The organism is Kitasatospora sp. NPDC057692, from assembly GCF_042799475.1.
GTDB lineage: Bacteria > Actinomycetota > Actinomycetes > Streptomycetales > Streptomycetaceae > Kitasatospora.
Map to the genome: position 1 here is coordinate 29,349 of NZ_JBHVIV010000056.1, position 25,479 is coordinate 54,827.

At 73.5% G+C, this 25,479-nt stretch carries 15 protein-coding genes and 1 pseudogene; 9 read left to right on the forward strand and 7 right to left on the reverse strand.

Annotated features, from left to right (window positions below; genetic code table 11):
* Window positions 1–181 precede the first annotated feature (181 nt).
* On the forward strand, window positions 182–3,562 hold the full coding sequence (locus ACFVFS_RS27420) for a BTAD domain-containing putative transcriptional regulator (RefSeq protein WP_380627372.1): 3,381 nt from the start codon (window positions 182–184) through the stop codon (window positions 3,560–3,562).
* A 102-nt stretch (window positions 3,563–3,664) separates the two neighbouring features.
* Here the strand turns inward: ACFVFS_RS27420 and ACFVFS_RS27425 are convergent, their stop codons facing one another.
* The 3 genes from ACFVFS_RS27425 to panB all read right to left on the reverse strand — a co-directional run bounded on the left by ACFVFS_RS27425 (window position 3,665) and on the right by panB (window position 6,515).
* Window positions 3,665–4,477: an ABC transporter permease gene (locus ACFVFS_RS27425; RefSeq protein WP_380627373.1), complete on the reverse strand. Its 813-nt coding sequence runs from the start codon at window positions 4,475–4,477 to the stop codon at window positions 3,665–3,667.
* Entirely contained in the window at window positions 4,474–5,502 is a 1,029-nt protein-coding gene (locus ACFVFS_RS27430) for an ATP-binding cassette domain-containing protein (RefSeq protein WP_380627374.1), read from the reverse strand. The genes ACFVFS_RS27425 and ACFVFS_RS27430 overlap by 4 nt, the downstream gene beginning before the upstream one ends.
* Window positions 5,503–5,642: 140 nt before the next feature.
* On the reverse strand, window positions 5,643–6,515 hold the full coding sequence (gene panB, locus ACFVFS_RS27435) for a 3-methyl-2-oxobutanoate hydroxymethyltransferase (protein ID WP_380627375.1): 873 nt from the start codon (window positions 6,513–6,515) through the stop codon (window positions 5,643–5,645).
* 297 nt (window positions 6,516–6,812) lie between these two features.
* Between panB and ACFVFS_RS27440 the strand changes: the two genes are divergently transcribed.
* The 3 genes from ACFVFS_RS27440 to ACFVFS_RS27450 all read left to right on the forward strand — a co-directional run bounded on the left by ACFVFS_RS27440 (window position 6,813) and on the right by ACFVFS_RS27450 (window position 10,499).
* Window positions 6,813–8,453, forward strand: coding sequence for an MFS transporter (locus ACFVFS_RS27440; RefSeq protein WP_380627376.1), 1,641 nt, complete (start codon window positions 6,813–6,815; stop codon window positions 8,451–8,453).
* Between the two features lie 120 nt (window positions 8,454–8,573).
* Window positions 8,574–9,212, forward strand: coding sequence for a TetR/AcrR family transcriptional regulator (locus tag ACFVFS_RS27445; RefSeq protein ID WP_380627377.1), 639 nt, complete (start codon window positions 8,574–8,576; stop codon window positions 9,210–9,212).
* Window positions 9,213–9,449: 237 nt separating this feature from the next.
* Entirely contained in the window at window positions 9,450–10,499 is a 1,050-nt protein-coding gene (locus tag ACFVFS_RS27450) for an endonuclease/exonuclease/phosphatase family protein (protein ID WP_380627378.1), read from the forward strand.
* Between the two features lie 120 nt (window positions 10,500–10,619).
* Here ACFVFS_RS27450 and ACFVFS_RS27455 read toward each other — a convergent pair whose 3' ends face one another.
* Entirely contained in the window at window positions 10,620–12,374 is a 1,755-nt protein-coding gene (locus ACFVFS_RS27455; protein ID WP_380627379.1) for an NAD+ synthase, read from the reverse strand.
* A 150-nt stretch (window positions 12,375–12,524) separates the two neighbouring features.
* Here ACFVFS_RS27455 and ACFVFS_RS27460 point away from each other — a divergent pair, with 150 nt between their 5' ends.
* Together ACFVFS_RS27460 and ACFVFS_RS27465 are read left to right on the forward strand one after the other, a co-directional pair.
* Entirely contained in the window at window positions 12,525–13,886 is a 1,362-nt protein-coding gene (locus tag ACFVFS_RS27460) for a glutamine synthetase family protein (RefSeq protein WP_344335853.1), read from the forward strand.
* A gap of 177 nt (window positions 13,887–14,063) precedes the next feature.
* Entirely contained in the window at window positions 14,064–15,278 is a 1,215-nt protein-coding gene (locus ACFVFS_RS27465) for a hypothetical protein (protein WP_380627380.1), read from the forward strand.
* Here ACFVFS_RS27465 and ACFVFS_RS27470 read toward each other — a convergent pair.
* Window positions 15,245–16,390, reverse strand: coding sequence for an acyltransferase family protein (locus tag ACFVFS_RS27470; protein WP_380627381.1), 1,146 nt, complete (start codon window positions 16,388–16,390; stop codon window positions 15,245–15,247). The two genes, ACFVFS_RS27465 and ACFVFS_RS27470, sit on opposite strands and share 34 nt — an antisense overlap.
* A gap of 170 nt (window positions 16,391–16,560) precedes the next feature.
* Between ACFVFS_RS27470 and ACFVFS_RS27475 the strand changes: the two genes are divergently transcribed.
* Window positions 16,561–19,593, forward strand: a complete 3,033-nt coding sequence (locus ACFVFS_RS27475; RefSeq protein WP_380627382.1) for a bifunctional [glutamine synthetase] adenylyltransferase/[glutamine synthetase]-adenylyl-L-tyrosine phosphorylase — start codon at window positions 16,561–16,563, stop codon at window positions 19,591–19,593.
* A 64-nt stretch (window positions 19,594–19,657) separates the two neighbouring features.
* On the opposite strand, the gene ACFVFS_RS27480 is transcribed toward ACFVFS_RS27475, so the two are convergent.
* On the reverse strand, window positions 19,658–20,569 hold the full coding sequence (locus tag ACFVFS_RS27480) for a phosphatase PAP2 family protein (protein ID WP_380627383.1): 912 nt from the start codon (window positions 20,567–20,569) through the stop codon (window positions 19,658–19,660).
* A 751-nt stretch (window positions 20,570–21,320) separates the two neighbouring features.
* Here ACFVFS_RS27480 and ACFVFS_RS27485 point away from each other — a divergent pair.
* Both ACFVFS_RS27485 and ACFVFS_RS27490 read left to right on the forward strand, forming a co-directional pair.
* On the forward strand, window positions 21,321–23,657 hold the full coding sequence (locus ACFVFS_RS27485; RefSeq protein WP_380627384.1) for a M4 family metallopeptidase: 2,337 nt from the start codon (window positions 21,321–21,323) through the stop codon (window positions 23,655–23,657).
* A 94-nt stretch (window positions 23,658–23,751) separates the two neighbouring features.
* Window positions 23,752–24,270 (forward strand): annotated as a pseudogene (locus ACFVFS_RS27490) (carbohydrate-binding module family 20 domain-containing protein); the annotation flags it as partial.
* Window positions 24,271–24,330: 60 nt separating this feature from the next.
* Here ACFVFS_RS27490 and ACFVFS_RS27495 read toward each other — a convergent pair.
* Entirely contained in the window at window positions 24,331–25,074 is a 744-nt protein-coding gene (locus tag ACFVFS_RS27495; protein ID WP_380627385.1) for an SDR family oxidoreductase, read from the reverse strand.
* Between the last annotated feature and the right edge of the window lie 405 nt (window positions 25,075–25,479).

Genomic DNA, 25,479 nt, shown 5'->3' on the forward strand with positions numbered 1-25,479 from the left:
ACTGGGCAGAGGCCGATCATGCCGGGCGGGCCCGCCGCGGACAAGCCGCCCCGGATGAACGGACGGAAGCCGGCACCGGTTCCGGCCGGGCCCGGCGATCAGGGTCCGGTCAGGGTCGGGTCAGGGTGGAGGACCGGACAAATGTGCGTGGGGGACGGCGCCGATCCACCAGAATGGAGCGGTGCACTACGGCATCCTCGGCACCACCACCGCCCACCACGACGACGGCACCCCGGTCCCGCTCGGCGGCGCGCGGCTGCGCGCCCTGCTCACCGCGCTGGCCCTGCGGCAGGGGCGGCCGGTGCCGGCCGACCTGTTGGCCGACGAGGTGTGGGACGCCGAGCCGCCGCAGGACTCCTCGGCGGCGCTGCAGACCCTGGTCGGCCGGCTGCGCCGGACCATCGGCCGGGACCGGGTGGGCTCCGGCCCGGCCGGGTACTGGCTGACCGACCCGGCCACCGACCTCGCCGAGTTCCAGCGGCTGGCCGACGAGGGCCGCCGGGCCCTGGAGCGGGGCGACCACGCGGAGGCCGCCGAGCGGCTGCGGGCCGCGCTCGCGCTGTGGCGCGGCCCGGCGCTCGCCGACCTGCCCGACCGCAGCGGCCCGGCCACCCGGCTGGAGGCGCAGCGCGAGGAGGTCCGCCGGCACCGGATCACCGCCGACCTCGGCCTCGGCCGGGCCGCCGGCCTGGTGGCCGAGCTCGCCGAGCTGTGCGAGGGGCAGCCGCTGGACGAGCCGCTGCAGTACCTGATGGTGCGGGCGCTGCACGAGAGCGGCCGGACGGCGGAGGCGCTGCGTCACTACGAGCGCACCCGGCGCGCCCTGGCGGACGAGCTCGGCGTCGATCCGGGGCGCCGGCTCCAGGCCCTGTACGCCGAGCTGCTGGCCCCCGTCGAGGCTCCCGTCCCGGTGCCCGCGCCACCCGCGGCGGCCGCGGAGCCGGTACCGGCGCCCGCGGCCGCCGTCGTACCCGCCGCCCCGGCGCCGGCCCGGGCCGCGGGCAACCTGCGCGGCCGGCTCACCAGCTTCGTCGGCCGGGAGAGCGACCTCGCCGCGCTGCGCTCGGTGCTGGCCGCCAGCCGGCTGGTCACCCTGACCGGCCCCGGCGGCTCCGGCAAGACCCGGCTGTCGGTCGAGGCCGGCCTGCTGGAGCAGGGCGCCGGGCACTGGCCGGACGGCGTCTGGCTGGCCGAGCTGGCCCCGGTGGAGCGCCCGGACGCGGTGCCCGGCGCGGTGGTCTCGGCGCTCGGCCTGCGCGAGACCGTCCTGCACACCGGAAGCACCATGGTCGTCGAGGTGATCGAGGCCCGCGACGACGATCCGGTGCGCCGGCTGATCGAGCACTGCGGGCGCCGCCGGATGCTGCTCGTCCTGGACAACTGCGAGCACCTGATCCAGTCCGCCGCCGACCTCGTCGACAGCCTGCTCACCGAGTGCCCCGGTCTGACCGTGCTGGCCACCAGCCGCGAGCCGCTGGGCGTGCCGGGGGAGAGCGTGCTGCCGGTGGAGCCGCTGCCCGACCCGGTCGCGCTGCGGCTGCTGGCCGAGCGGGCCGCCGCCGCCCGCCCCGGCTTCGACCCGCAGGGCGACCCGGAGGCCTGTGCCGAGATCTGCCACCGGCTGGACGGCCTGCCGCTCGCCATCGAACTGGCCGCCGCCCGGCTGCGGGTGATGACGGCCCGGCAGATCGCCGACCGGCTGGACAGCCGGTTCGCCCTGCTCACCGCGGGCAGCCGCACCCTGCTGCCGCGTCAGCAGACGCTGCGCGCGGTGGTCGACTGGAGCTGGGACCTGCTCGGCAAGCAGGAGCGCGCGGTGCTGCGCAGGCTGGCGGTGTTCGCCGGCGGCTGGACGCTGGAGGCGGCCGAGGCGGTCTGCTCGGACGGTGCCGAGGTGCCCGGCGAGGAGGTCGCCGACCTGCTGCTCTCGCTGGTCGACAAGTCCCTGCTGGTCGCCGACCTGGACGGGGACGGCCCGCCGCGCTACCGGATGCTGGAGACCATCCACGAGTACGCGGTCGAGCGGCTGGCCGAGGCGGGGGAGACCGCCGGGACCGAGGGCCGGCACGTCGAGCACTTCCGCGAGCTGGTCCGCACCGCCCACCTGAACGTCCACGGTCCGGCGCAGCTGCACTGGCTGGCGGTGCTGGAACGGGAGCACGACAACATCAGGACCGCGCTGCGCCGGGCCGTCGACCGCCGGGACGAGGGCGAGGCGCTGGTGCTGGCACTGGGCATGAGCTGGTACTGGTCGCTGCGCGGCTTCAGCCGGGAGGCCCGCCGCTGGTACGAGGCGGTGCTGGCGCTGGGCCCGGACCCGTTCGGCCCGGAGGCCGGGCCGGTGCCGCTGGACCGGCACGTGCTGGAGTACCCGCTGCCGATGCCGCCGGAGGCGGCCGCCGAGGCGCGCCGGGCGGTGGTCATCTACCGGCTGGTCAGTCTGTTCGAGGGCAACCTCGACGTACTGGCCGACCCGGACGCGGTGGCGATGGCCCGCAAGATCACCGAGGCCTACACCCCGGACCTGCCGCAGGCCTACCGCTTCCCCGGGCTGATGCGGGTCTTCGGCGCCTTCCTGGTGGGCCAGCTGGACGCCATGAAGGACCTGCTGGACGACGCGGTGGAGGGCTGTCGGCGGTACGGCAACTCCAGCGACCTGGCCTTCATCCTGCAGATCCGGGCCAAGATGATGAACGACTGGCCGGACGGGGCGGCGCAGAGCACCGTGGACGGCGAGGAGTCGCTGGAGCTGTACCGCCGGGCCGGCGACCTCTGGGGGATGTCCCAGGCGCTGTCCGCGCGCGGCGAGTCGCTGGCCAACCAGGGCCGCTCGGCGGAGGCCGTCGAGGCGTACCGGCGGGCGATCGAGCTGGCCGAGGAGCTGGGCGCGCCGCAGGAGGTGCCGATGCTGCGGGTGCACCTGGGCTCGGCGATGCTGGAGGAGGACCTGGACGAGGGGGAGCGCCGGATCCGCGAGGCGCTGGTGGGGATCGAGCCGGGGGACAACCAGGCGACCAACGGCGCGCTGCTCTTCGGGCACCTGATGCTCTGCGGGGTCCAGGCCGTGCGCGGCCACCACGAGGCGGCGCTGGCCGAGCTGGACGCGCTGCGCTGGACGCGGGTCGGCGCGTTCGCCCCGGACGTGGTCGGCGGGATGCTGACCGTCACCCGGGGCTGGATCACCGCCCGCGCCGGGGACCCGGAGGGCGGGCTCGAACTGGTCCACGAGGGGCGCCGGTTGCTGCGCGCGGTGCAGTCGAGCGCGAGCGGGTTCGTCGAGCAGATGTCGGTGATGATGCTGCCGCCGGTGATCGGGGTGCTGGAGTGCTTCGCCCGGCGCGACGGGGACGACGACACGGCCCGGCGGGCCGCCGTGCTGTTCGGCGCGCACTCCGGGATGAACGGGCCCCACAACAACTTCCTCGACCGGGTGGAGCGGGAGCGGGCCGAGGAGAGCCTGCGCGAGCTGCTCGGCGACCCGTTGTTCGAGGCGGCCTCCGCCGAGGGCCGCGGTCTGTCGGTGCTGGAGGCCAGCGCCCTGCTCGACCGGCTGCTCGACTGACCGCTCGGCCGACTGCGAGGCCGACCGCTCGACCGGCCGGAACAGGGCGGACCCCGAGGTGCTCCCCACGCGCACCCCGGGGTCCCGCCGTCCGTCCACCGCTCAGGTCCGCTTGCGGAACCGGGCGACGGCGAGCGGCGCGAAGACCGCGGTGATGCCGACCGACCAGGCCAGGACGACGAAGGTCGGGTGCGCGACCGCGCCCTGGCCGTTCATCAGGGCCCGGCAGGCGTCGGCCAGCGCGGAGAGCGGGTTCACCTCGGTGAAGGACTGCAGCCAGCCCGGCATGGTGTCGGTCGGGGCGAAGATCGAGCTGCCGAACTGCATCGGCATCAGCACCAGCATGGAGACTCCCTGGACGGCCTGGGCGCTGCGCAGCGCCATGCCCAGCAGCATCGAGATCCACACGATCGACATGCCGAACACCAGGGACAGGCCGATGGCCGCCAGCAGTTCCAGCAGGCCGCCCTTGAGCTCGAAGCCGAGGATCAGCGAGAACACGATCAGGATGGTGAAGGAGAGCATCGCCCGGCAGGTCTCCGCGGCGATCTTGGACAGCAGGACCGAGGAGCGGCCGATCGGCAGGGTGCGGAAGCGGTCCATCACGCCGGTCTGGAAGTCGCTGTTGAGGCCGGTGCCGACGGCCATCGCCAGGGTGAGGCCGGTCTGTCCGAGCAGGCCGGGGATCATGTACTGCTTGTAGGCGTCCTGGCCGCCGGAGATCGCGCCGCCGAAGACGTAGACGAACAGCACGGTGAAGATGACCGGCATCAGGATGGCGTCGAACATCGACTCCGGATCGGCCTTGATCCGCATCAGGTTGCGGCGGGTCAGCGCGCCGACGTGCCGCAGGTGGCCGGACAGGCCGATCCCGGTGTCCTCGGCCCGGACGGGGGCGAGCGTGGCGGTGGTCATGCGACGGGCTCCTTGGCGAGGCTGGGGGCGGTGTCCGCGGGCGCCGGGCGGTCCGCGGGCTTGCCGGTGATGGTGAGGAAGACCTCGTCGAGGCTGGGCAGCTTGGTGTCGATGCCGGCGACCGCGAAGCCGCGGGTGCCGAGCACGCCGATGACGGTGGTCAGCTGCTCGTCGGCGGTGAGCGGCACCGAGAGCAGGCCGGTGTCGGCGGAGAAGGTCGCGGTGATGCCGGTGTCCTGGAGGCAGCGGGCCATCTCGGGCAGCTCGGCCGGGTGCACCGGGCGGACCTGCAGGGTGCGGCCGCCGACCTGGGCCTTGAGCTCGGTCACGCCGCCGGCGGCGATCACCCGGCCGCGGTCGATGACCGTCAGCTCGCCGGCGAGCTGCTCGGCCTCCTCCATGTACTGGGTGGTGAGCAGCACGGTGGAGCCCTCGGTGACCATCCGCTGCACCTCGTCCCAGACCTCGTTGCGGGTGCGCGGGTCGAGGCCGGTGGTGGGCTCGTCCAGGTAGAGCACCTTGGGCCGGCCGATCATCGAGGCGGCCAGGTCGAGGCGGCGGCGCATGCCGCCGGAGTAGGTCTTGGCGGGCCGCTTGGCGGCCTCGGTGAGCGAGAAGCGCTCCAGCAGCTCGGCGGCGCGGGCCTTGGCGTCCTTGCGGGAGAGGTCGAGCAGCCGGCCGATGAGGTAGAGGTTCTCGTAGCCGGAGAGCAGTTCGTCGACGGAGGCGTACTGGCCGGTGAGGCCGATGGTGCGGCGCAGCTGCTTGGGCTGGCGCAGGACGTCGTAGCCGCCGACGAAGGCGGTGCCGGCGTCGGGCTTGATGAGCGTGGACAGGACGCGGACCAGGGTGGTCTTGCCCGCGCCGTTGGGGCCGAGCACACCGAGGACGGTGCCCTCGCGCACGGTGAGGTCGACTCCGTCGAGCGCCTTGGTGGTGCCGAAGTGCTTGACGATGCCGTGGACCTCGACGGCGTTCCCCGCGGCGGGCCCCCGGTCGTTCGGGGCGGTGGAGATTCGTGTCATGCCCCAAGGCTGTCCGCCCCGGCTGTCAGCCCGCTGTCAGGGCTGCGCCGGGGCGGAGGCGCGCTGTCGGCCCGCTGTCACGCCGCTGTCGTCCGGGGCCCGGCCCGGCCGTGGCCGGGCCCCGGACGGCGCCCGCGGCGTCAGTGGAAGGTGTGCTCCGCCGCCGGGAAGGCGCTGGTGCGCACGTCCTCGGCGAAGGCGCGGGCGGCGTCGCCGAGGACGGCCCGCAGGTCGGCGTACTGCTTGACGAACTTGGGCACCCGGCCCGCCGTCATCCCGGCGAAGTCGGTCCAGACCAGGACCTGGGCGTCGCAGTCGGCCCCGGCGCCGATGCCGACGGTGGGGACGGCGAGCTGCTCGGTGACCTGTCCGGCCAGCTCGGCGGGCACCGCCTCCAGCACGACCGCGAAGGCGCCGGCCTGCTGCACCGCCTTGGCGTCGCGCAGCAGCTGGTGGGCGGCCTCGTCGCCGCGGCCCTGGACGGGGTAGCCGCCGAGGGCGTGCACGGACTGCGGGGTGAGGCCGATGTGGGCCATCACCGGGACGCCCGCCTCGACCAGCAGCTCGATCGAGCGGGCGCTGCGCTCGCCGCCCTCCAGCTTGACCGCGCCGACCCCGGCGTCCTTCATCAGCCGGGCGGCGTTGTGCATCGCCTGGGCCGGGGACTCCTGGTACGAGCCGAACGGCAGGTCGGCGACGATCATGGCCCGCTTGGTGCCGCGGACGACGGCGGCGGCGAGCATGACCATCTGGTCCATGGTCACCGGCACGGTGGTCTCGTAGCCGAGGTGGCAGTTGCCGGCGGAGTCGCCGACCAGCAGGACGGGGGTGCCGGCCTCGTCGAAGACGCCGGCGGTGAGGGCGTCGTAGGCGGTCAGCATGGACCACTTCTCGCCGCGCTGCTTGGCGGCGGCGAGGTCGCGGACGGTCACGCGGCGGTTGGTGACCCCACCGTAGAGGGAGGTGGGCGTCGTCGCCTGCTTCTGGGCAGGCGAAGGCGAAGAAGCGTTCATCGAACGGACTCCTGAAAGTTGTCGTCTCGTGGCGCCGTGCGGCGTCCCCGGATCACCTCCATGCTTGCACGGCCCGGCGCGGCTGCAAAAGGGGCGGGTGCCACTCCGCTTGCGCGGCCCGCCGCCGGGGGGCCGGCGGTCTTTGCCACCGCTTTACGATACGGATTCGTCTCGTATCGAAAATCCCGCTAGGCTGACCACGGGGGGTTTACGAGACGAACGCGGCTCGAAATGCCCGCCCGTGCCACGCCGCACCTGCGCCACGCGCACCACGCCGTACCACGACGGGAAGAACCCATGACCACCGCAGCCGCGCCACCCCGTGTGCCGGAAGCCATCCACCGCCGCCGCTGGGCGATCCTGTGCACCCTGGTGCTCGCCCTGCTCGTCGTCGTGCTCGACAACTCGATCCTCAACGTCGCGATGAAGACCATCGCGTCCCCGGCGCCCACCGGCATCGGCGCCAGCCAGAGCGATCTGGAGTGGTCGATCAACTCCTACACCCTGGTCTTCGCCGGGCTGCTGTTCACCTCCGGCCTGCTCGGCGACCGGTTCGGCCGCAAGCGGGCCCTGCTGGCCGGCATGGCCGTCTTCGGCCTCGCCTCGCTGCTCTCCGCGCTCGCCAGCACGCCGGGCGAGCTGATCGGCTACCGCGCGCTGATGGGCGTCGGCGGCGCGCTGGCCATGCCGGCCACGCTCGCCATCATCATGAACGTCTTCGAGCGCTCCGAGCAGCCCAAGGCGATCGGCATCTGGGCCGGCGCCGTCGGCCTGGCCATCGCGATCGGCCCGATCACCGGAGGCCTGCTGATCGAGCACTTCTGGTGGGGCTCGGTCTTCCTGGTCAACGTCCCGATCGTCGTCGTGGCGCTGATCGCGATGACGCTGCTGGTCCCCGAGTCCAAGGACCCGAACCCGGGCCGGATGGACCCGGTCGGCGTGCTGCTGTCCATCATCGGCCTGGTGGCGCTGATCTACGGCATCATCAAGGGCGGCGAGCTGGCCGACTTCACCGCCGTCGGGGCCTGGGGCCCGGTGCTCGTCGGCCTGCTGGCGCTGACCGCCTTCGTGCTCTTCGAGCGCCGCACCGCGTACCCCGCGCTGGACGTCAACTGGTTCCGCAACAAGGTGTTCAGCGCCTCGGTGGTGGTGATCGGCGTGGTCTTCTTCGCGCTGATGGGCGTCTCGTTCTTCGGCGTCTTCTACACCCAGAGCGTGCGCGGCTACAGCGCGCTGGAGGCCGGCGTGCTGATGCTGCCGCTGGCCGCGGCCCAGCTGGTGTTCGCCCCGCGCGCCCGGCTGGTGGTCGACCGCTTCGGCGTCCGCGCCACCTGCGCCGTCGGCATGCTGTTCATCGCGGCCGGGTTCCTCGGCTACCTGCTGCTGGGCGCCACCACCCCGATCTGGGTGCTGGTCGTGCTCGGCCTGGTGATGGGCACCGGCATGGCGCACGTCATGCCGCCGATCACCGTCGCGATCATGGGCTCGCTGCCGCGCGAGAAGGCGGGCGCCGGCTCGGCGGTCAACAACACCTTCCGCCAGGTCGGCGGCTCGCTCGGGGTCGCGGTGCTCGGCGCGGTGCTCTCCACCGTCTACCGCGACGGGATGTCCGACGAGCTCGCCCGGCTGCCCGCCCCGGAGCTGCGGGAGAAGGCCGGCGAGTCGCTGGAGGCCACCCTGGCGGTCGCCGCCCGGCTCGGCGACCGGGGCAAGGAGCTGATCGGCCCGGCCAACGACTCCTTCATCCACGCCATGCACGTGGTGGCCGGGCTCTCCGCCGGGATCACCGCGGTCGGCGCGCTGCTGGCCTGGGTCCTGCTGCCCGGCAAGGTCGCGGCCGGCGGGCCCGGCGGACCGGTCGGCGCGGAGCCGTCCGGCGCGGAGTCGGCCGCCCGGCCCGACGGGACGGCCCGCAAGGCGGCGGTGGCGGACGCCTGACCCGCGACCGCGCTGAGCGAGAATGGGGCCCTGGCACCGGGAACCCGCCGGTGACAGGGCCCAACGAGCGCGTGCGACCCCGTCCTCCCCGCGGACGGGGCCCCAACCGGGAGATGTGAGATGAAGAGCGAGCCGACGGCCGCGCCGCCCTGCACCGGCCCGCGCCGGGGCAGGCCCCGCAGCGAGGCCGCCGAGCAGGCGATCTTCGCCGCCGTCGAGGAGCAGATGGCGACCGGCACCAGCCTGTCCGAGCTGACCATCGAGGGCATCGCCACCGCCGCCGGCGTGGGCAAGGCCACCATCTACCGGCGCTGGCCCAACAAGGAGGCGCTGCTGGTCGACATGGTCAGCAGACTGGAGGAGCCGCTGCCCGCCGCCACCGGCTCGATCCGCGGCGACCTGGTCGCGATGATCGAGTACATGCGGCTGCGCGGCCTCGCCAAGCGATCCCGCTGGGTGCTCAAGGCGGCGCTCGGCCAGATGCAGAGCTGGCCCGAGCTGCACGCGGCCTACCGCGAACGGGTGATCGCGCCGCGCCGGGAGGCCGCCCGGGACGTCATCCGCCGGGGCATCGCCGAGGGCCAGCTGCGTGCCGACCTGGACGAGGAACTGCTCGGCGACCTGCTGATCGGCCCGATCCTCGCCCGCAGCATCCTGTGGGACGACTCCGACCTGGACGACCCCGAGCTGGCCGAGCGGATGGTCGACGCGCTGCTGGGCGGCCTGGCCGGCCCGGCCCTGCGGGCCGTGGCCGCCTGACCGCCCGCCCCGTTCCCCCGCGCGCCCCCGCGTGCAGTGGCCTGGCTCACCAACCGGGCCACGCCGGAACCCCGGTCCACCGGCCGGGCGTCTGTCCCGGCATAGGCTGAGCCGGGAAAACCGACCAAACCCGTACCGGTCCGGCGCGCCCTCCGCCACCCGGCGGCGGCCCGCACCGGACCGGCGCAGCGGGGCCGACGGCGGCGGACGGCGCGAACGAGGGACGGGAGCCACGGCATGGCGCAGGCGGACAGGGCGGACCGGGTGTCCACGGCGGAGGCCGGCGACCCGGGAACCGGCCCGCGCCCCGCGCCCGGATTCCTCGGCGTACGGGGCTGGGGCCGGGACGCCCGCGGCGCCACCACCTGGCGCCGCGGCCTGGTGCTCGCCGTCCTGGCCCTGCTCCCCGGCGCCCTGCTGGCCTTCCACTCCGAGGTGCCGAACAGCACCGGCAACCTCGGCAGCCTGCTGGAGACCTTCCTGCCCTGGGTGGGCCTGGCCGTGCCGGTGCTGCTCGTCCCCGCGCTGCTGCGCCGCTCCGCCACCGCGCTGATCGCGCTGCTGGTGCCGGTGGTGGTCTGGGTCAACATGTTCGGCGGCCTGCTCACCGACAAGAGCGGCGGCACCGGCGACTTCACGGTGGTCAGCCACAACGTGGCGGCCGCCAACAACGACCCGCAGTCCACCGTCCGGATGCTGGAGAAGTCCGGCGCCCAGATCGTCGCGCTGCAGGAGCTGGCCGGCCGGCCGCTGCGCGCCTACGAGACCGGGCTGGCCGAGAGCTACCCGTACCACGCGGTGGAGGGCACCGTCGGGCTCTGGTCCAAGTACCCGATCGGCGACGTCCGGGTGGTGGACATCGAGATGGGCTGGACCCGGGCGTTCCGGGCCGAGGTCAGCACCCCGAAGGGCCCGCTCGCGGTGTACGTCGCGCACCTGCCGTCGGTCCGGCTCAGGGCCGAGGGCGGCTTCACCGTCAACCAGCGGGACGTCAGCGCCCAGGCGCTCGGCGACGCCATCCAGGCCGAGTCGGTGAAGAAGGTGCTGCTGCTCGGCGACCTCAACGGCACCATGAACGACCGCAGCCTGGCGCCGATCACCTCGCAGATGCGCTCCGCCCAGGGCGCGGCCGGGGACGGCTTCGGCTTCAGCTGGCCGGCGTCCTTCCCGATGGCCCGGATCGACCAGATCATGAGCAAGGGCGGGCTGAAGCCGACCGACTCGCGGACCCTGGAGCGGGACGGCAGCGACCACCTCGCGGTGGCCGCCACCTATCGCTACCAGTGACGGCGTCCTGCCCGGCCTGCCCGGCCCCCGCCGGTCGCCCTCGGCCCTCGCGGGTCCCCGCCGCCCCTCCCCGGCCTGCCCGACCTGTCCGGCCTGTCCGGCCTGCCCGGTCCTCGCGGGTCAGCCCCGGCGCCACCGGTTGGTGATCGGCAGCCGGCGGTCCCGGCCGAAGCCCTTGACCGAGATCTTCGGGCCCGGCGGGTACTGCCGCCGCTTGTACTCGGCGGTGTCCACCAGCCGCACCACCCGGTCCACCACGGCCGGGTCGAAGCCCGCCGCCACGATCGCGTCCCGGCCCTGGTCGCCCTCGACGTACAGGTCGAGGACGGTGTCCAGCAGGTCGTAGTCGGGCAGCGAGTCGGTGTCCTTCTGGTCCGGCCGCAGCTCGGCGGACGGCGGCTTGGAGATGGTGTTCTCCGGGATCGGCGGCACCTCGCCGAGCCGCTCGGCCTCCTCGTTGCGCCAGCGGGCCAGCCGGAAGATCAGCGACTTGTAGACGTCCTTGATCGGGCCGAACGCGCCGACCGAGTCGCCGTACAGGGTCGAGTAGCCGACCGCCAGCTCGCTCTTGTTGCCGGGCGCGAGCACGATGTGCCCCTCCTGGTTGGAGATCGCCATCAGCAGGGTGCCGCGCAGCCGGGACTGCAGGTTCTCCTCGGCCAGGCCGGTCAGCTCGGTGGCCGCCATGTAGGCGTCGAACATCGGGGCGATCGGCACGGTGCGGAAGTTCAGCCCGGTGCGGCGGGCCAGCTCGGCCGCGTCGTCCCGGGAGTGCTGCGAGGAGTAGCGGCTCGGCATCGCGACGCAGTACACGTTCTCCGCGCCGAGCGCGTCCACCGCGAGGGCGGCCACCACGGCCGAGTCGATGCCGCCGGACAGGCCGATCAGCACCGAGCGGAAGCCGTTCTTGCGCGCGTACGCCCGGGTGCCGGAGACCAGTGCGGACCAGATCTCCGCCTCGTCGCTCAGCCGCGGCGCGACCTCGGCGGACAGCGGCGCGGCGGGCGCCGGGGCGGGCTCGCCGCCCAGGTCGGCGCGGACCAGGTGCAGGCCGTCGGCGAGCAGCAGCCCGTCGGTGTGGTCGCTGCCGGCGGCCGGCAGGTCGAGGTCCAGCACCAGCAGGTGCTCCTCGAACTGCGGCGAGCGGGCCAGCACCTCGCCGTCCGGGGCGACCACGATCGAGTCGCCGTCGAAGACCAGCTCGTCCTGGCCGCCGACCATGTTCACGTACGCGAGCGCGCAGCCCGCCTCGGCGGACCGGCGGCGGACCAGCTCCAGCCGGGCGTCGTCCTTGTTCCGCTCGTACGGCGAGCCGTTGATCACCAGCAGCAGGCCGGCCCCGGCCTCGCGGGCGGCGGTGACCCGGCCGCCGTCCTGCCAGATGTCCTCGCAGATCGCCAGGGCGACGTCCACCCCGTGCAGCCGGACCACCGGCAGCTGGTCGCCGGGGACGAACCAGCGGTACTCGTCGAACACGCCGTAGTTCGGCAGGTGGTGCTTGGCGAACCGGGTGGCCACCTCGCCCCGGAACAGCACCGCGGCGCAGTTCTGCGGCGAACCGGCCGGCCGCCCGAACCGCGGCGAGGCCTGCTCGGAACGTCCGAGGTACCCCACCACCACGGGCACCTCGCCGAGCCCCTCCGCGGCGAGCCGCGCGGCCAGCTCGACCAGCCCGGCCCGCGACGCCTCGACGAACGAGCGGCGCAGCGCGAGGTCCTCGACCGGGTACCCGGTCAGGGCCATCTCGGGGAACGCGACCAGCTGGGCACCGGCCTCGACGGCCTGCTTGGTCCAGTGCACCACCTCATCGCTGTTGCGTGCGATGTCACCGACCCACGGGTCGGTCTGGCAGAGGGCGAGACGGAGATTGGGCATGCCACCGAGTCTAATCGTCGATCTGACGCAATGTCTCGGCCGGGGTCGCCGCTGCCCTCGGAGCCGGTGATCCGCCATGATGGGGACAGCCGTCTCCGGGCGGATTCCGGACGTAACACGGGCGTAAAGAGCAGAGGTGAGACTGTCCCCATGGGCAAGCAGCAGGAGTTCGTGCTTCGGACGCTCGAAGAGCGTGACATCCGGTTCGTCCGGCTGTGGTTCACCGATGTCCTGGGGTTCCTGAAGTCGGTCGCGGTGGCGCCGGCCGAGCTGGAGCAGGCCTTCGAGGAGGGCATCGGCTTCGACGGCTCGGCGATCGAGGGGTTCGCCCGGGTCTACGAGTCCGACATGATCGCCAAGCCTGACCCGACCACCTTCCAGATCCTGCCGTGGCGCTCGGAGACCCCGGGCACCGCCCGGATGTTCTGCGACATCCTGATGCCGGACGGCTCGCCCTCGTACGCCGACCCGCGGTTCGTGCTGAAGCGCACCCTGGAGAAGGCCTCCGCGCAGGGCTTCACCTTCTACACCCACCCCGAGATCGAGTTCTTCCTGCTGAAGAACCTGCCCGGCGACGGCACCGCCCCGATCCCCGCCGACCAGTCCGGCTACTTCGACCACACCCCGCGCGGGGTGGGCCACGACTTCCGCCGCCAGGCGATCACCATGCTGGAGTCGATGGGCATCTCGGTGGAGTTCTCCCACCACGAGGGCGCCCCCGGCCAGCAGGAGATCGACCTGCGGTACGCCGACGCGCTGTCCACGGCGGACAACATCATGACCTTCCGGCTGGTGATGAAGGAGGTCGCGCTGGAGCAGGGCGTCTACGCCAGCTTCATGCCCAAGCCCTTCTCCGACCACCCCGGCTCGGGCATGCACACCCACCTCTCGCTGTTCGAGGGCGACCGCAACGCCTTCCACGAGTCCGGCGCCGAGTACCAGCTCTCCAAGGTCGGCCGCTCCTTCATCGCCGGCCTGCTGCGCCACGCCGCCGAGACCGCCGCCGTCACCAACCAGTGGGTGAACTCCTACAAGCGGATCTGGGGCGGTTCCCAGCGCACCGCCGGCGCCGGCGGCGAGGCCCCGTCCTACATCTGCTGGGGCCACAACAACCGCTCCGCGCTGATCCGCGTCCCGATGTACAAGCCGGGCAAGCAGGGCTCCACCCGGGTCGAGGTCCGCTCCCTCGACACCGGCTGCAACCCCTACCTGGCCTACGCCGTGACCCTGGCCGCCGGCCTCAAGGGCATCGAGGAGGGCTACGAGCTCCCGCCCGGCGCCGACGACGACGTCTGGGCCCTCACCGACGCCGAGCGCCGCGCCCTCGGCATCCAGCCGATGCCGCAGAACCTCGGCGAGGCCATCGACCTGATGCAGCGCAGCGAACTCGTCGCGGAGACCCTCGGCGAGCACGTCTTCGACTTCTTCCTGCGCAACAAGAAGCAGGAGTGGGAGGAGTACCGCTCCGAGGTCACGCCCTTCGAGTTGCGGAAGAACCTCCAGGTGCTGTAGCCGCCGCCGGGGGCTGGTGGACCGTCAAGTGCGGTCGGGCCCGCCGTCGTCCCAATGGATGACGGCGGGCCCGCCGTTTGGGTTGGCGCGCTCACCGATGGCTGTATGTGAGGGGATTGTGACGTTGCGTTGTGATCCGATAAGCGCGATCGATCCCCCTCCCCCTGAGAGGACCTCATGCCCTCCTCCACCGTCAGCCGCGCCGCCACCACCCGCCTGCTCGCCCGCCGGATCGGGATCACGGGCGTGGCCGTCGTCGCCATCGCGGGGCAGCTGCTCTCCGCCCCGCTCGCGGACGCCCGGGGCTCGGGCCCCAAGGGGCCGCTGCAGCGCAACGCCGCCACCCTCGAAGAGAACCAGCTGCCGTTCACCACGCGCTTCGAGGGCGACTTCCACGGGTCCATCACCCGGATCAGCAACTCCCTGATGACCTGCGACGAGACCCAGCCGCCGGTCGACCCGGCGCAGCCGGCGTGCGTGGACGCCCGCAAGGGCCAGGGCAGCCGGCCGATCAACAACAACTACCAGATGAAGTACATCAACATCGACCCGGGCAGCATCGGTCCGCTCGGCGACGAGATCTACTCGGCCAGCTCGGCCGACCTCGGGCTGATCGAGGGCTCCAAGGTCAAGTACGCCCGGCTGTACTGGGGCGGCACCCGGGGCATCGGCGACACCGTGCTGCCGGAGAACCAGATCGACGAGGTCTACCTGAAGGTCCCGGGCGAGGGCGAGTACCGGAACATCGAGAACGACCAGCCGTCCATCGGCTACATCACCACCACCGAGGAGAGCAGCTACCAGGCCTCCGCCGACATCACCGACCTGGTCAAGAGGTCCGGCAACGGCACCTACACCGTGGCCAACATGGACTCGGTGGTGAAGCCGCACAGCTGGGGCGGCTGGTCGATCGTCGTCGCCTACGAGAACGAGTGCAAGCCGCTGCGCCACGTGCACCTGTGGGACGGCTTCCGGGTGGAGCTGCCGGACAGCCCGCCGCGGGAGTTCGACCTCACCGGGCTGCAGACCCCGGCCACCGGGCAGGTCGCGGGCAAGCTGGGCTTCGTGGTCTACGACGGCGACCTGAAGTGGACCGGCGACACCCTGGCGTTGAAGTCCACCAACGGGCCCGAGGCGGTCTTCTCGGACCCCAACCACCCGTCGGACGACGCGTTCAACTCCACCATCGAGGAGCTGACCCCGGCCGACCAGTTCGTCCGCAACCCGTACAACCGCAACAACTTCGGGTACGACTCCAACCGTTGGGACATCTCGCCGTTCCTGCGCAACGGCGACACCAGCCTCACCATCAAGTTCGACACCGACAAGGACGGCTACGACCTCGGCGTCTTCTACGCCTACGTGAACCTGGACGGCTCCCTGGAGGGCTGATCCGCCGCCACCGGCGAACGCCGCTGCCGCACCACCCGGACCCGGGGGTGCGGCAGCGGCGTTCCGCGCAGCAGCCGCTCGCAGGGGCGCTCGACCCACCGGTGGAGCGCGCCCGCCGCGGCCAGGGTCGCGGCGCCGAGCAGCAGGTCGACGGCGAGCAGCGCCGCCGTCCCGGACGGCCGCCCGAGCGTCCACAGCCAGCAGCGGATGCCGATCTCGTGCACCAGGTACCAGGCGTAGGACCACTCGCCGAGGCGCACCGCCGTCCGCCCCGCCAGCAGCCGCGGCCCGCCGCGCGGCCCGAGGTCGCGCCGGGCCGCGGCGGCCAGCAGGGCGGCGAACAGCGGCGCCGGGACGAGCTGGGCGGCGCTGTAAGGGCCCCACCACAGGGTGTCGGGCACGGCCGCGTGCCAGGGCACCAGCAGGACGTGCCAGCCGGCCGCCGCCGCCGCGGCCGCCGCCAGCGGCACCCGGGGGAGCAGGCCGTGCCGGACCGCCAGCCCGGTGGCCACCCCGAGCACGAACTGCGGGGTGCGGGTCAGCGGCAGGTAGTCCAGCAGCCAGCCGCGCAGCGCCGGGTCGGCCGGCAGCAGCGCGCCCGCCGCCCAGAGCGCCGGTCCCAGCGCCGCGCACCCGGCCGCCACCGGCAGCCAGCTGCGGCGGCGCGGTGCCAGCACCCGCAGCAGCAGCGGGAACAGCAGGTAGAACCAGGCCTCGGCGCCCAGCGACCAGGACGCCGGATTGCCACCGAGGACCGTCCCGGGCGCCCAGGTGTGCAGCAGCGGCAGCGAGCAGAGCGCGGCGACCGGGAGGACGGCCCGGCCGATCGCGGCGTCCGCGCCCAGGGAGAGCGCGGTGGCCAGCGCGTGCAGCGGCCAGATCCGGGCGAACCGGCGGCGGAGGAAGGACCGGGCGGGGGCGGGCGAGGCCTCGTACGTCCAGGCGAGGACGAAGCCGGAGAGGACGAAGAAGAAGGTGACGCCGGAGCGGCCGTACCAGGCGAGCGGTCCGAGCACCGGCAGCTCGCCGAGCTTGCGCGACAGGTGGTAGAGCACCACCAGCAGCGCGGCCCAGAAGCGCAGCCCGGTGAGCGAGGGCAGACGGCTGGGCATCGGGCGCTCCGGATCGGGAGGGGGCGGAAGGGCGGGGGAGGGGCCGGAGGGGGCCGGGAGGGGCGGGCGGAGAGGGGGGCGACGCCGGGTGAACGAGTGCGGCGGGCGCGGGGTCACGGACCGGACGCGCAACAGCGCGTAGCCTGCTGGGGCGGACGGACGGAGGGGCGATGGCGGTGGAGGAACAGCGGGCCGGCAGCCGGGTGAGCCGGCCGGAGATCAGACTGGTGCGGCGCGGGTTCACCGACCCGGCGCGGGCGCTGCGGCTGCTCGCCGAACCGGCGCTGGAGGGCCTGGCCGCGGACCCGGTGCTGCTGGACGCGCTCGCCGCCACCGCCGATCCCGACCTCGCGCTGCTCGGCCTGTCCCGGCTGCTGGAGGCCGCCGATCCGGTCGACCGGCAGACCCTGCGGGACACCCTCACCACCTCCAAGCCGCTGCGCGACCGGCTGCTGGGCGTGCTCGGCGCCTCCACCGCGCTCGCCGACCACCTGGCCCGGCACCCGCACGACTGGCACGTCCTGGTCACCTTCGAGCTGCGCGACATGCACCCCGGCCCGGAGGACTTCCGCCGCGCGCTCGCCGAGGCCGTCGCCGCCGCGGCCGCCGACCCGGACGGCCGCCCGGCCGACGCGCTGCGCGTCGCCTACCGCCGCTGCCTGCTCGCCGTCGCCGCCCGCGACCTCACCGGCACCACCGACCTCGCCCAGACCGCCGCCGAACTCGCCGACCTGGCCGGCGCCACCCTGCAGACCGCCCTCGACCTGGCCGCCGCCCAGGACCCGGCCGCCGCCGCGGCCTGCCGGCTCGCCGTCATCGGCATGGGCAAGTGCGGCGGGCGCGAGCTCAACTACGTCTCCGACGTGGACGTCATCTACGTGGCCGAGCCGCGCGAGGGCGTCGACGAGCAGGAGGCGGTCCGGGCCGCCACCCGGCTGGCCGCCGCACTCACCCGGCTGTGCGCCGACACCACCGGCGAGGGCACCATCTGGCCGGTCGACGCCAACCTGCGCCCCGAGGGCCGCAACGGCCCGCTGGTCCGCACCCTGGCCAGCCACCTGGCGTACTACCAGCGCTGGGCCAAGACCTGGGAGTTCCAGGCGCTGCTCAAGGCCCGCCCGGTGGCCGGCGACCAGGAGCTCGGCGAGGCGTACACCGCCGCGCTGGCGCCGATGGTCTGGCAGGCCGCCGCCCGGGAGAACTTCGTCGCGGACGTGCAGCAGATGCGCCGCCGGGTGGTCGACTCGATCCCCGCCACCGAGCTGGACCGCCAGCTCAAGCTGGGCCCCGGCGGGCTGCGCGACGTCGAGTTCTCCGTCCAGCTGCTCCAGCTGGTGCACGGCCGCACCGACGAGGCGCTGCGCAGCGGCAACACCCTGGAGGCGCTGGCCGCGCTCTCCCGCGGCGGCTACGTGGGCCGTGCCGACGCCGCCTCGCTGGACACCGCCTACCGGTTCCTGCGCTCGCTGGAGCACCGGATCCAGCTGCACCGGCTGCGCCGCACCCATCTGATGCCCACCGGCGAGGAGGACCTGCGCCGGCTCGCCCGCTCGCTCGCCCCGCTGATCAACGACGACACCAGGGCCGATCCGGTCGCCGCCCTCCAGCGGGAGTGGCGGCGGCACGCGGTCGAGGTGCGCCGGCTGCACGAGAAGCTGTTCTACCGGCCGCTGCTGGACGCCGTCGCCGAACTGCCGCCCGGCGCGGCCGGCCTGCGACCGGACGCCGCCCGGGCCCGGCTGGAGGCGCTCGGCTACGCCGATCCGGCCGCCGCGCTGCGCCACCTGACCGCGCTCGCCTCCGGGGTCAGCCGCAAGGCGGCCATCCAGCGCACCCTGCTGCCGGTGCTGCTCGGCTGGTTCGCCGACTCCGCCGACCCGGACGCCGGGCTGCTCAACTTCCGCCAGGTCTCCGACGCGCTCGGCCGCACTCCCTGGTACCTGCGGCTGCTGCGGGACGAGAGCGCCGCCGCCGAACAGCTGGCCCGGGTGCTGTCGGCCGGCCGGCTCGCCCCCGACCTGCTGCTGCGCGCGCCCGAGGCGGTCGCGGTGCTCGGCGACCCGCAGGGCCTGGTGCCGCGCGGGCGGGCCGCCGTGGAGCGGGAGGTGCTGGCCGCCGTCGGCCGGGCCGACTCCACCGCCGCCGCGGTGGCCGCCGTCCGGTCGGTGCGCCGCCGCGAGTTGTTCCGCACCTCCGCCGCCGATGTGCTCGGCCGGCTCGGCGAGGACCCGGCCGAGGCGCTGGAGACGGCCGGCGAGGCGCTCACCGCGCTGAACGCCGCCACTCTGCAGGGCGCGCTGCGGGCCTGCGTGGCCGGCTGGGAGGAACGCAACGGCGCGCTGCCGACCAGGATCGCGGTGATCGCGATGGGCCGGTTCGGCGGGCACGAGCTGGGCTACGGCTCGGACGCGGACGTGCTCTTCGTCCACGAGCCGCTGCTCGGCTCGCTGGAGGAGGACGCCGCGCGGGCCGCCCAGGCGGTCTGCCTGGAACTGCGCGCCCTGCTGGCCGCGCCGTCCACCGAGCCCCCGCTGGAGGTGGACGCCGACCTGCGGCCGGAGGGGCGCAACGGCCCGCTGGTGCGCTCGCTCGCCTCGTACGCGGCGTACTACCGGCGCTGGTCGCACGCCTGGGAGAGCCAGGCGCTGCTGCGGGCCGAGCCGGTGGCGGGCGACCCGGAGCTGGGGGAGCGGTTCCGGCAGCTCGTCGACCCGCTGCGCTACCCGGGCGCCGGGGTGCCCGAGCGGGACCTGCTGGAGATCCGCCGGATCAAGGCGCGGATCGAGGCCGAACGGCTGCCGCGCGGCGCCGACCCGACCACCCACACCAAGATCGGCCGGGGCGGCCTGGCGGACGTCGAGTGGACCGTCCAGCTGCTCCAGCTCCAGCACGGCCACGAGCTGCCGGGGCTGCGCACCACCCGGACCAGGGCGGCGCTGGCGGCGGCGGCCGAGGCCGGGCTGGTCGGGGCGGAGGACGCCGAGGTGCTGGACGGGGCCTGGGTGCTGGCCTCCCGAGTGCGCTCGGCGGTGATGCTGGTGCGCGGCCGGGCGGGCGACTCCTTCCCGGCGGACGCCCGGGAGCTGGCGGGGGTGGCCCGCTACCTGGGGTACGGGGCCGGGCACAGCGGCGAACTGGTGGACGACTACCGGCGCACCACCCGGCGGGCCCGGTCGGTGGTGGAGCGGCTGTTCTACGGGTAGCGGAACCCGGGAACGGCGGAGGGGCCCCGGATCACCGGGGCCCCTCCGCTCGTCCGTGCGGGCGCTAGCGCCGTGCGCTGCTCACCGCGGGTTCGCTCCACTGCTCGGGGACGATGACCGGCTCGGACGGCTGCTCCTCCCGGGCGGGCACCTGCGGGAGCCGGTAGACCCAGGAGTGGTAGAGCCAGCGGGCGGAGAGGAAGCCCACCGCCAGGCAGAGCAGGCCGCCGACGGCGTCCATCCAGAAGTGGTTGGCGGTCGCGACGATCACCACCAGGGTGGCCACCGGGTAGAGCAGGCCGAGCACCCGCACCCAGGTCCGGCGGGCCAGGAAGAAGATGGTCAGACCGCACCACGTCGACCAGCCGATGTGCATCGAGGGCATCGCGGCGAACTGGTTGGAGACGTGGGTGGCCGGGCCGGAGGCCATCGAGCCCCAGGTGCCGTGGGTCTTCACGGTGTCGATGAACCCGCCGTCGGTCATCAGCCGGGGCGGCGCCAGGGGGAAGAAGTAGAAGCCGACCAGGGCGATCGCGGTGGTGACGAACAGCACCGTGCGCACCGCGCCGTAGCGGCCCGGGTGCCACCGGTAGAGCCAGACCAGGACGCCGATGGTCACGACGAAGTGCAGCGTCGCGTAGTAGTAGTTCATCCCGGTGATCAGCCACCCGACGCTGTCGACCGCGTGGTTGATCGAGCGCTCCACGGCGATGCCGAGCGAGTGTTCGAGGTCCCAGATCCAGCCGGCGTGCTTCTGCGCCACCGACTCCTGCTCGGGGACGGCGTTGCGCACCAGCGAGTAGATCCAGTAGCTGAGGCCGATCAGCGCCAGCTCGAACCAGATCCGCGGCCGCGCCGGCGAACGGCGCTGCTCGCGGAGGCGGGCGCGCAGAGCGGCGGTACGGGTCTGGGCGGCGCGGGTGGCTCCGTCGGGCATGCGGCCGCCGTTCTCCTGGATCTCGGTCGGTTCCCCCATGGACGAGAAGTCTGCCAGACGTCCCGTAGCCGTCCGCTCATCCTCCGGAAGTGGATTCTTCACCGGCTGTCCCCCTTAGGAGGGAGGGGGTGGCTCCCACCGGGGGAGGGGGTGCGATCGGGTCTGGTGCGGACCGGTGGGACGGACATACGTCCCATTGTCATGCGGGGAGGGCCGGACGGCGCAATCGGGGGTGGGTAGGCGGCGGAGGCGGGGGGCGGGGGGCGGGGTCGGACCGTTTCACGCCCCTTTCGGTTCCATTCAATGTATGGAGTTGTCCGAAAACCGCCGGTGGCACGGCCGGAAAGGTGACGTGCCGCGCCCGTCCGGCGCTGTCCGCCGCCGTCCGGCCCGGGGGTGGGCCCTGAGCGCTGGTCAGTGCCCGCCGGGAGTGGCCGAACCGTCTCGGCGGGAATGAAAACGATCTTCGGAAGTTCTCGCCGCCGTAACACTGCCGTCTTCCTGGTGGACGTACGGGCCGGTAGCTAATCGGCCAATCCATGGCATGCATCTGTCATTAACGGCTCGTTTGCTGCCACGATTCCTCCGGCTGCAGACGTGGGGGCCCCACCCCCCGGTGCAGCTGTCAGAGGTGAGGAACAGCGCGTCCCTGCCGGAACACCGCTCTGCCACCTTGCTCCGCAACCGCACCCGCGCCGCGTATCGGCGGCGGGGGCCCCCACTGAGTCGCAACCGCGGCCAGGTTCTGTCCACCGCCGCGAACCCCGCGGCGGTCGGAAAAGGAGTCCGCATGTCCCGTTACGCCCACGCCCGGAAGGCAGCGGTTGTCATGGCCGCTACCACCGCGCTGCTGGTGACCGGTGTCCCGGTCATCGCGCAGGCGGCCGCCCCTGACGCGCCGGCGGCCGTTGCCGCGCAGCAGGCGAGCCGGGCCGAGCTGATCGCCTCGGCGAACCAGCAGACCGCCGGCATCGCCCAGACCCTGGGCCTGACCGGCGAGGAGAAGCTGGTCACCAAGGACGTCGTCCAGGACGCCAACGGCGCCCGCCACCTGCGCTACGAGCGCACCTACGCCGGACTGCCGGTGCTCGGCGGCGACCTGATCGTCCACCAGGACGCCACCGGTGCCACCACGGGCGTGACCAAGGCCAGCCAGGCCGCGCTGAGCGGCGTCAACACCACGCCGAAGCTCGCCGCGCCGAAGGCCCAGGAGGCCGCGCTGGCCGCCGAGGCCGGCTCCGCGCTCGACACCGCCCCGCGCCTGGTCGTCTGGGCCGCCGACGGCACCCCGAAGCTCGCCTGGGAGACCGTCGTCTCCGGCAAGGAGTCGGACGGCACCCCGAGCCGGCTGCACGTCGTCACCGACGCGGCCACCGGCGCGGTGCTGAGCAAGGTCGAGGGCATCAAGACCGGCACCGGCAACGGCGTCTTCGTCGGCACCGTGCCGCTGACCACCACCCAGAGCGGGTCCTCGTACCAGCTCAAGGACGGCACCCGCGGCGGCCAGTACACCACCGACATGGGGAACCGGACCACCGGCAACGGCACGCTGTTCTCGAAGTCCACCGACACCTGGGGCAACGGCTCGGCGAGCAACCGCGAGTCCGCCGCCGTCGACGCCCAGTACGGCGCCGCCGCCACCTGGGACTTCTACAAGAACACCTTCGGCCGCAGCGGCATCCGCAACGACGGCGTCGGCGCCTTCAGCCGGGTCCACTACGACACCGGCTACGTCAACGCCTTCTGGGACGACGGCTGCTTCTGCATGACCTACGGCGACGGCTCGGGCGACACCCACCCGCTGACCGAGCTGGACGTGGCCGGCCACGAGATGAGCCACGGCGTCACCTCCGCCACCGCCAACCTCAACTACTCCGGCGAGTCCGGCGGCCTCAACGAGGCCACCTCGGACATCTTCGGCAACGCGGTCGAGTTCTACGCCAACCTGTCCAAGGACAACCCGGACTACCTGGTCGGCGAGCTCATCGACATCAACGGCAACGGCACGCCGCTGCGCTACATGGACAAGCCCTCCAAGGACGGCCGCTCGGCCGACTCCTGGTACTCGGGCGTCGGCAACCTGGACGTGCACTACTCGTCCGGCGTCGCCAACCACTTCTTCTACCTGCTGGCCGAGGGCAGCGGCGCCAAGGTGATCAACGGCGTCAGCTACAACAGCCCGACCGTCAACAACATCAGCCTCACCGGCATCGGCCGGGACAAGGCCCTGCAGGTCTGGTACAAGGCGCTGACCTCGTACATGACCTCCACCACCAACTACGCCGCGGCCCGCACCGCGACGGAGAACGCCGCCAAGGACCTCTACGGGGCGGGCAGCCCCGAGGTGATCGCGGTCGGCACCGCGTGGGCCGCCGTCAACGTCGGCACCCTGCCGCCGGACCCGGGCGGCGTCACGGTCACCAACCCCGGCAACCAGAGCACCAAGGCCGGTACCGCGGTGAACCTGGCGATCAAGGCGAACGGCGGCACCGGCGCGCTGACCTACACGGCCACCGGCCTGCCGGCCGGCCTGTCGATCAACGCCTCCACCGGCGTGATCAGCGGCACCCCGACCACCATCGGCAACTCCAACGTCACGGTGACGGCCAAGGACTCGGCGGGCAAGACCGGGACCACCGGCTTCACCTGGGCGATCACCGACCCCAACAGCAGCTGCACCCCGGCGCAGCTGCTCGGCAACGCGGGCTTCGAGACGGGGACGGCCGCGCCGTGGACCGCCTCCAGCGGCGTGGTCGACAACTCGTCCTCGCAGGCGGCGCACGGCGGCAGCTGGAAGGCGTGGCTGAACGGCTACGGCTCGACGCACACCGACACGCTGTCCCAGACGGTCTCGATCCCGGCGGGCTGCAGGGCGACGCTGAGCTTCTACCTGCACATCGACACCGGTGAGTCGGGCACCACGGCGTACGACAAGCTGGCGGTCCAGGTCAACGGCACCACGCTGAAGACCTACACGAACGTCGACGCGGCCGCGGGCTACCAGCTGCGGACCTTCGACCTGTCGGCCTACGCGGGCCAGACGGTGACCCTGAAGTTCAACGGCACCGAGGACGCCTCGCTGCAGACCAGCTTCGTGATCGACGACACCTCGATCGCCACGAGCTGACCCGGCGCCGGTGAAGCCGGCGAGAACCAGGTGAGACAGGGGCAGGGCCCGGCGGGTGCGACCGTCGGGCCCTGTGTCGTGCGCGGGGTCTTGACGGGGCTTCGTGGCGATCAACCGGGAGAGCGGCCCGGTCACCCGGACCTTCCAGACCTCGCTGCCGGCCGGCTCCTACTGCGACGTCCAGCACGGCGACCCGGCGCCCGGCGGCTGCGCCGGCCCGTCCTACCCGGTCGGCGCGGACGGCCGGTTCACCGCCACCGTCGGCGCGGGCGACGCCGTCGCGCTGCACGTCGGCGCGCCCGGCGGCGGCACGGCGGTGACCGGTGGGGCGTCCTTCGCCGTCAACGCGACCACGGTCTACGGGCAGAACATCTACGTGGTCGGCGACAACGCCGCGCTGGGCGCCTGGGACACCACCCGGGCGCTGCCGCTCTCCTCGGCCGGCTACCCGGTCTGGAAGGCGGACGTCACACTGCCGGCCGGCACCGCCTTCGCCTACAAGTACCTCCGCAAGGACGCCTCGGGCGCGGTCACCTGGGAGTCCGGCGCCAATCGGACCGCCACCGTGCCGGCCTCGGGCAAGGTGACGCTGAACGACACCTGGCGCCCGTAGCCGCGCTCCGATCCGGGACCCTCGTCTCCGGCGGGACGAGGGTCCCTCCGCCGTCGCGGGTCATCCCCGGCCGATGTACGGCATGGCGCTCGCCATCACCGTCGCGAACTGCACATTGGCCTCCAGCGGCAGCTCCGCCATGTGCCGCACCGTGCGCGCCACGTCGGCGACGTCCATCGTCGGTTCCACCGCGACCCGCCCGTCCGCCTGCGGCACACCGCTGCTCATCGCGGCCGTCATGTCGGTGGCGGCGTTGCCGATGTCGATCTGCCCGCAGGCGATCCGGTACGGACGGCCGTCCAGGGACAGCGACTTGGTGAGCCCGGTGACGGCGTGCTTGGTGGCGGTGTACGCGGCCGAGCGCGGCCGCGGGGCGTGCGCGGAGATCGACCCGTTGTTGATGATCCGCCCGCCCTGCGGCTGCTGGGCCCGCATCTGCCGGAACGCGGCGCGGGCGCAGAGGAAGGCACCGGTGAGGTTGAGGTCGACCACCGCCCGCCACGCCTCGACGTCCAGCTCGTCCACGGTGGCCGCGGGCCCGAACGTCCCGGCGTTGTTGAACAGCAGGTCCACCCGTCCGAAGCGCTCGACCGCGGCCCCGAACAGCGCGTCCACGGCGGCCGCGTCGGTGACATCGGTGGGCACCACGGCCGCCCCCGTGCTGATCGACGCGGCGGTCTCCCGCAACGCCCCCTCCCGCCGCCCCGCCAGCACCACCCGCCACCCCCCGACGGCGAGCTCGACCGCCACGGCCCGCCCGATCCCACTGCCGGCTCCGGTGACGACGGCGACGCGTTCCAACACGGCGGGCTCCTCCACACGGCGGCGTTGCGGGTGATCACTCGGTCATACCGGACAGCACCGCGATCCGGCGACGCAACTCCGACACTCGGCCATCCGCGGCCGCCGGCGCAAGGTGCCCGGACTGCTTCCGGGGCCCGGCGCGCGCTCCGTCGGCGGGGTGTGCGCTCGCCCGATCGGGGGGTGGTGGGGGTGGGGCGGTGGACGGTTCCGGGACGGACCCGTCGATCGGCGGGGGAGGGGCCCCGCCGGTCGGCAGGGGTGGCGGGGGGCTTTACCCGATCGGGAACAAACATTGGATCGGTGCTGGCCAACGCGCAACCGGGGCACGGCCGCCCACGTCATAAGATCGCAGGACGGCGCGCCCCCGGCGAGGGCGGCGCGCAGCCTCCCGGGGGTCCCGCACAC

Bases quoted from the DNA above. Each gene is read 5' to 3' on its own strand.
- ACFVFS_RS27430 (WP_380627374.1), bottom strand. From the start codon at position 5,502: ATGACACGAATCTCCACCGCCCCGAACGACCGGGGGCCCGCCGCGGGG.
- ACFVFS_RS27440 (WP_380627376.1), top strand. From the start codon at position 6,813: ATGACCACCGCAGCCGCGCCACCCCGTGTGCCGGAAGCCATCCACCGC.
- ACFVFS_RS27460 (WP_344335853.1), top strand. From the start codon at position 12,525: ATGGGCAAGCAGCAGGAGTTCGTGCTTCGGACGCTCGAAGAGCGTGAC.
- ACFVFS_RS27445 (WP_380627377.1), top strand. From the start codon at position 8,574: ATGAAGAGCGAGCCGACGGCCGCGCCGCCCTGCACCGGCCCGCGCCGG.
- ACFVFS_RS27425 (WP_380627373.1), bottom strand. From the start codon at position 4,477: ATGACCACCGCCACGCTCGCCCCCGTCCGGGCCGAGGACACCGGGATC.
- ACFVFS_RS27465 (WP_380627380.1), top strand. From the start codon at position 14,064: ATGCCCTCCTCCACCGTCAGCCGCGCCGCCACCACCCGCCTGCTCGCC.
- ACFVFS_RS27485 (WP_380627384.1), top strand. From the start codon at position 21,321: ATGTCCCGTTACGCCCACGCCCGGAAGGCAGCGGTTGTCATGGCCGCT.
- ACFVFS_RS27450 (WP_380627378.1), top strand. From the start codon at position 9,450: ATGGCGCAGGCGGACAGGGCGGACCGGGTGTCCACGGCGGAGGCCGGC.
- ACFVFS_RS27475 (WP_380627382.1), top strand. From the start codon at position 16,561: ATGGCGGTGGAGGAACAGCGGGCCGGCAGCCGGGTGAGCCGGCCGGAG.
- ACFVFS_RS27480 (WP_380627383.1), bottom strand. From the start codon at position 20,569: ATGGGGGAACCGACCGAGATCCAGGAGAACGGCGGCCGCATGCCCGAC.
- ACFVFS_RS27455 (WP_380627379.1), bottom strand. From the start codon at position 12,374: ATGCCCAATCTCCGTCTCGCCCTCTGCCAGACCGACCCGTGGGTCGGT.
- panB (WP_380627375.1), bottom strand. From the start codon at position 6,515: ATGAACGCTTCTTCGCCTTCGCCTGCCCAGAAGCAGGCGACGACGCCC.
- ACFVFS_RS27470 (WP_380627381.1), bottom strand. From the start codon at position 16,390: ATGCCCAGCCGTCTGCCCTCGCTCACCGGGCTGCGCTTCTGGGCCGCG.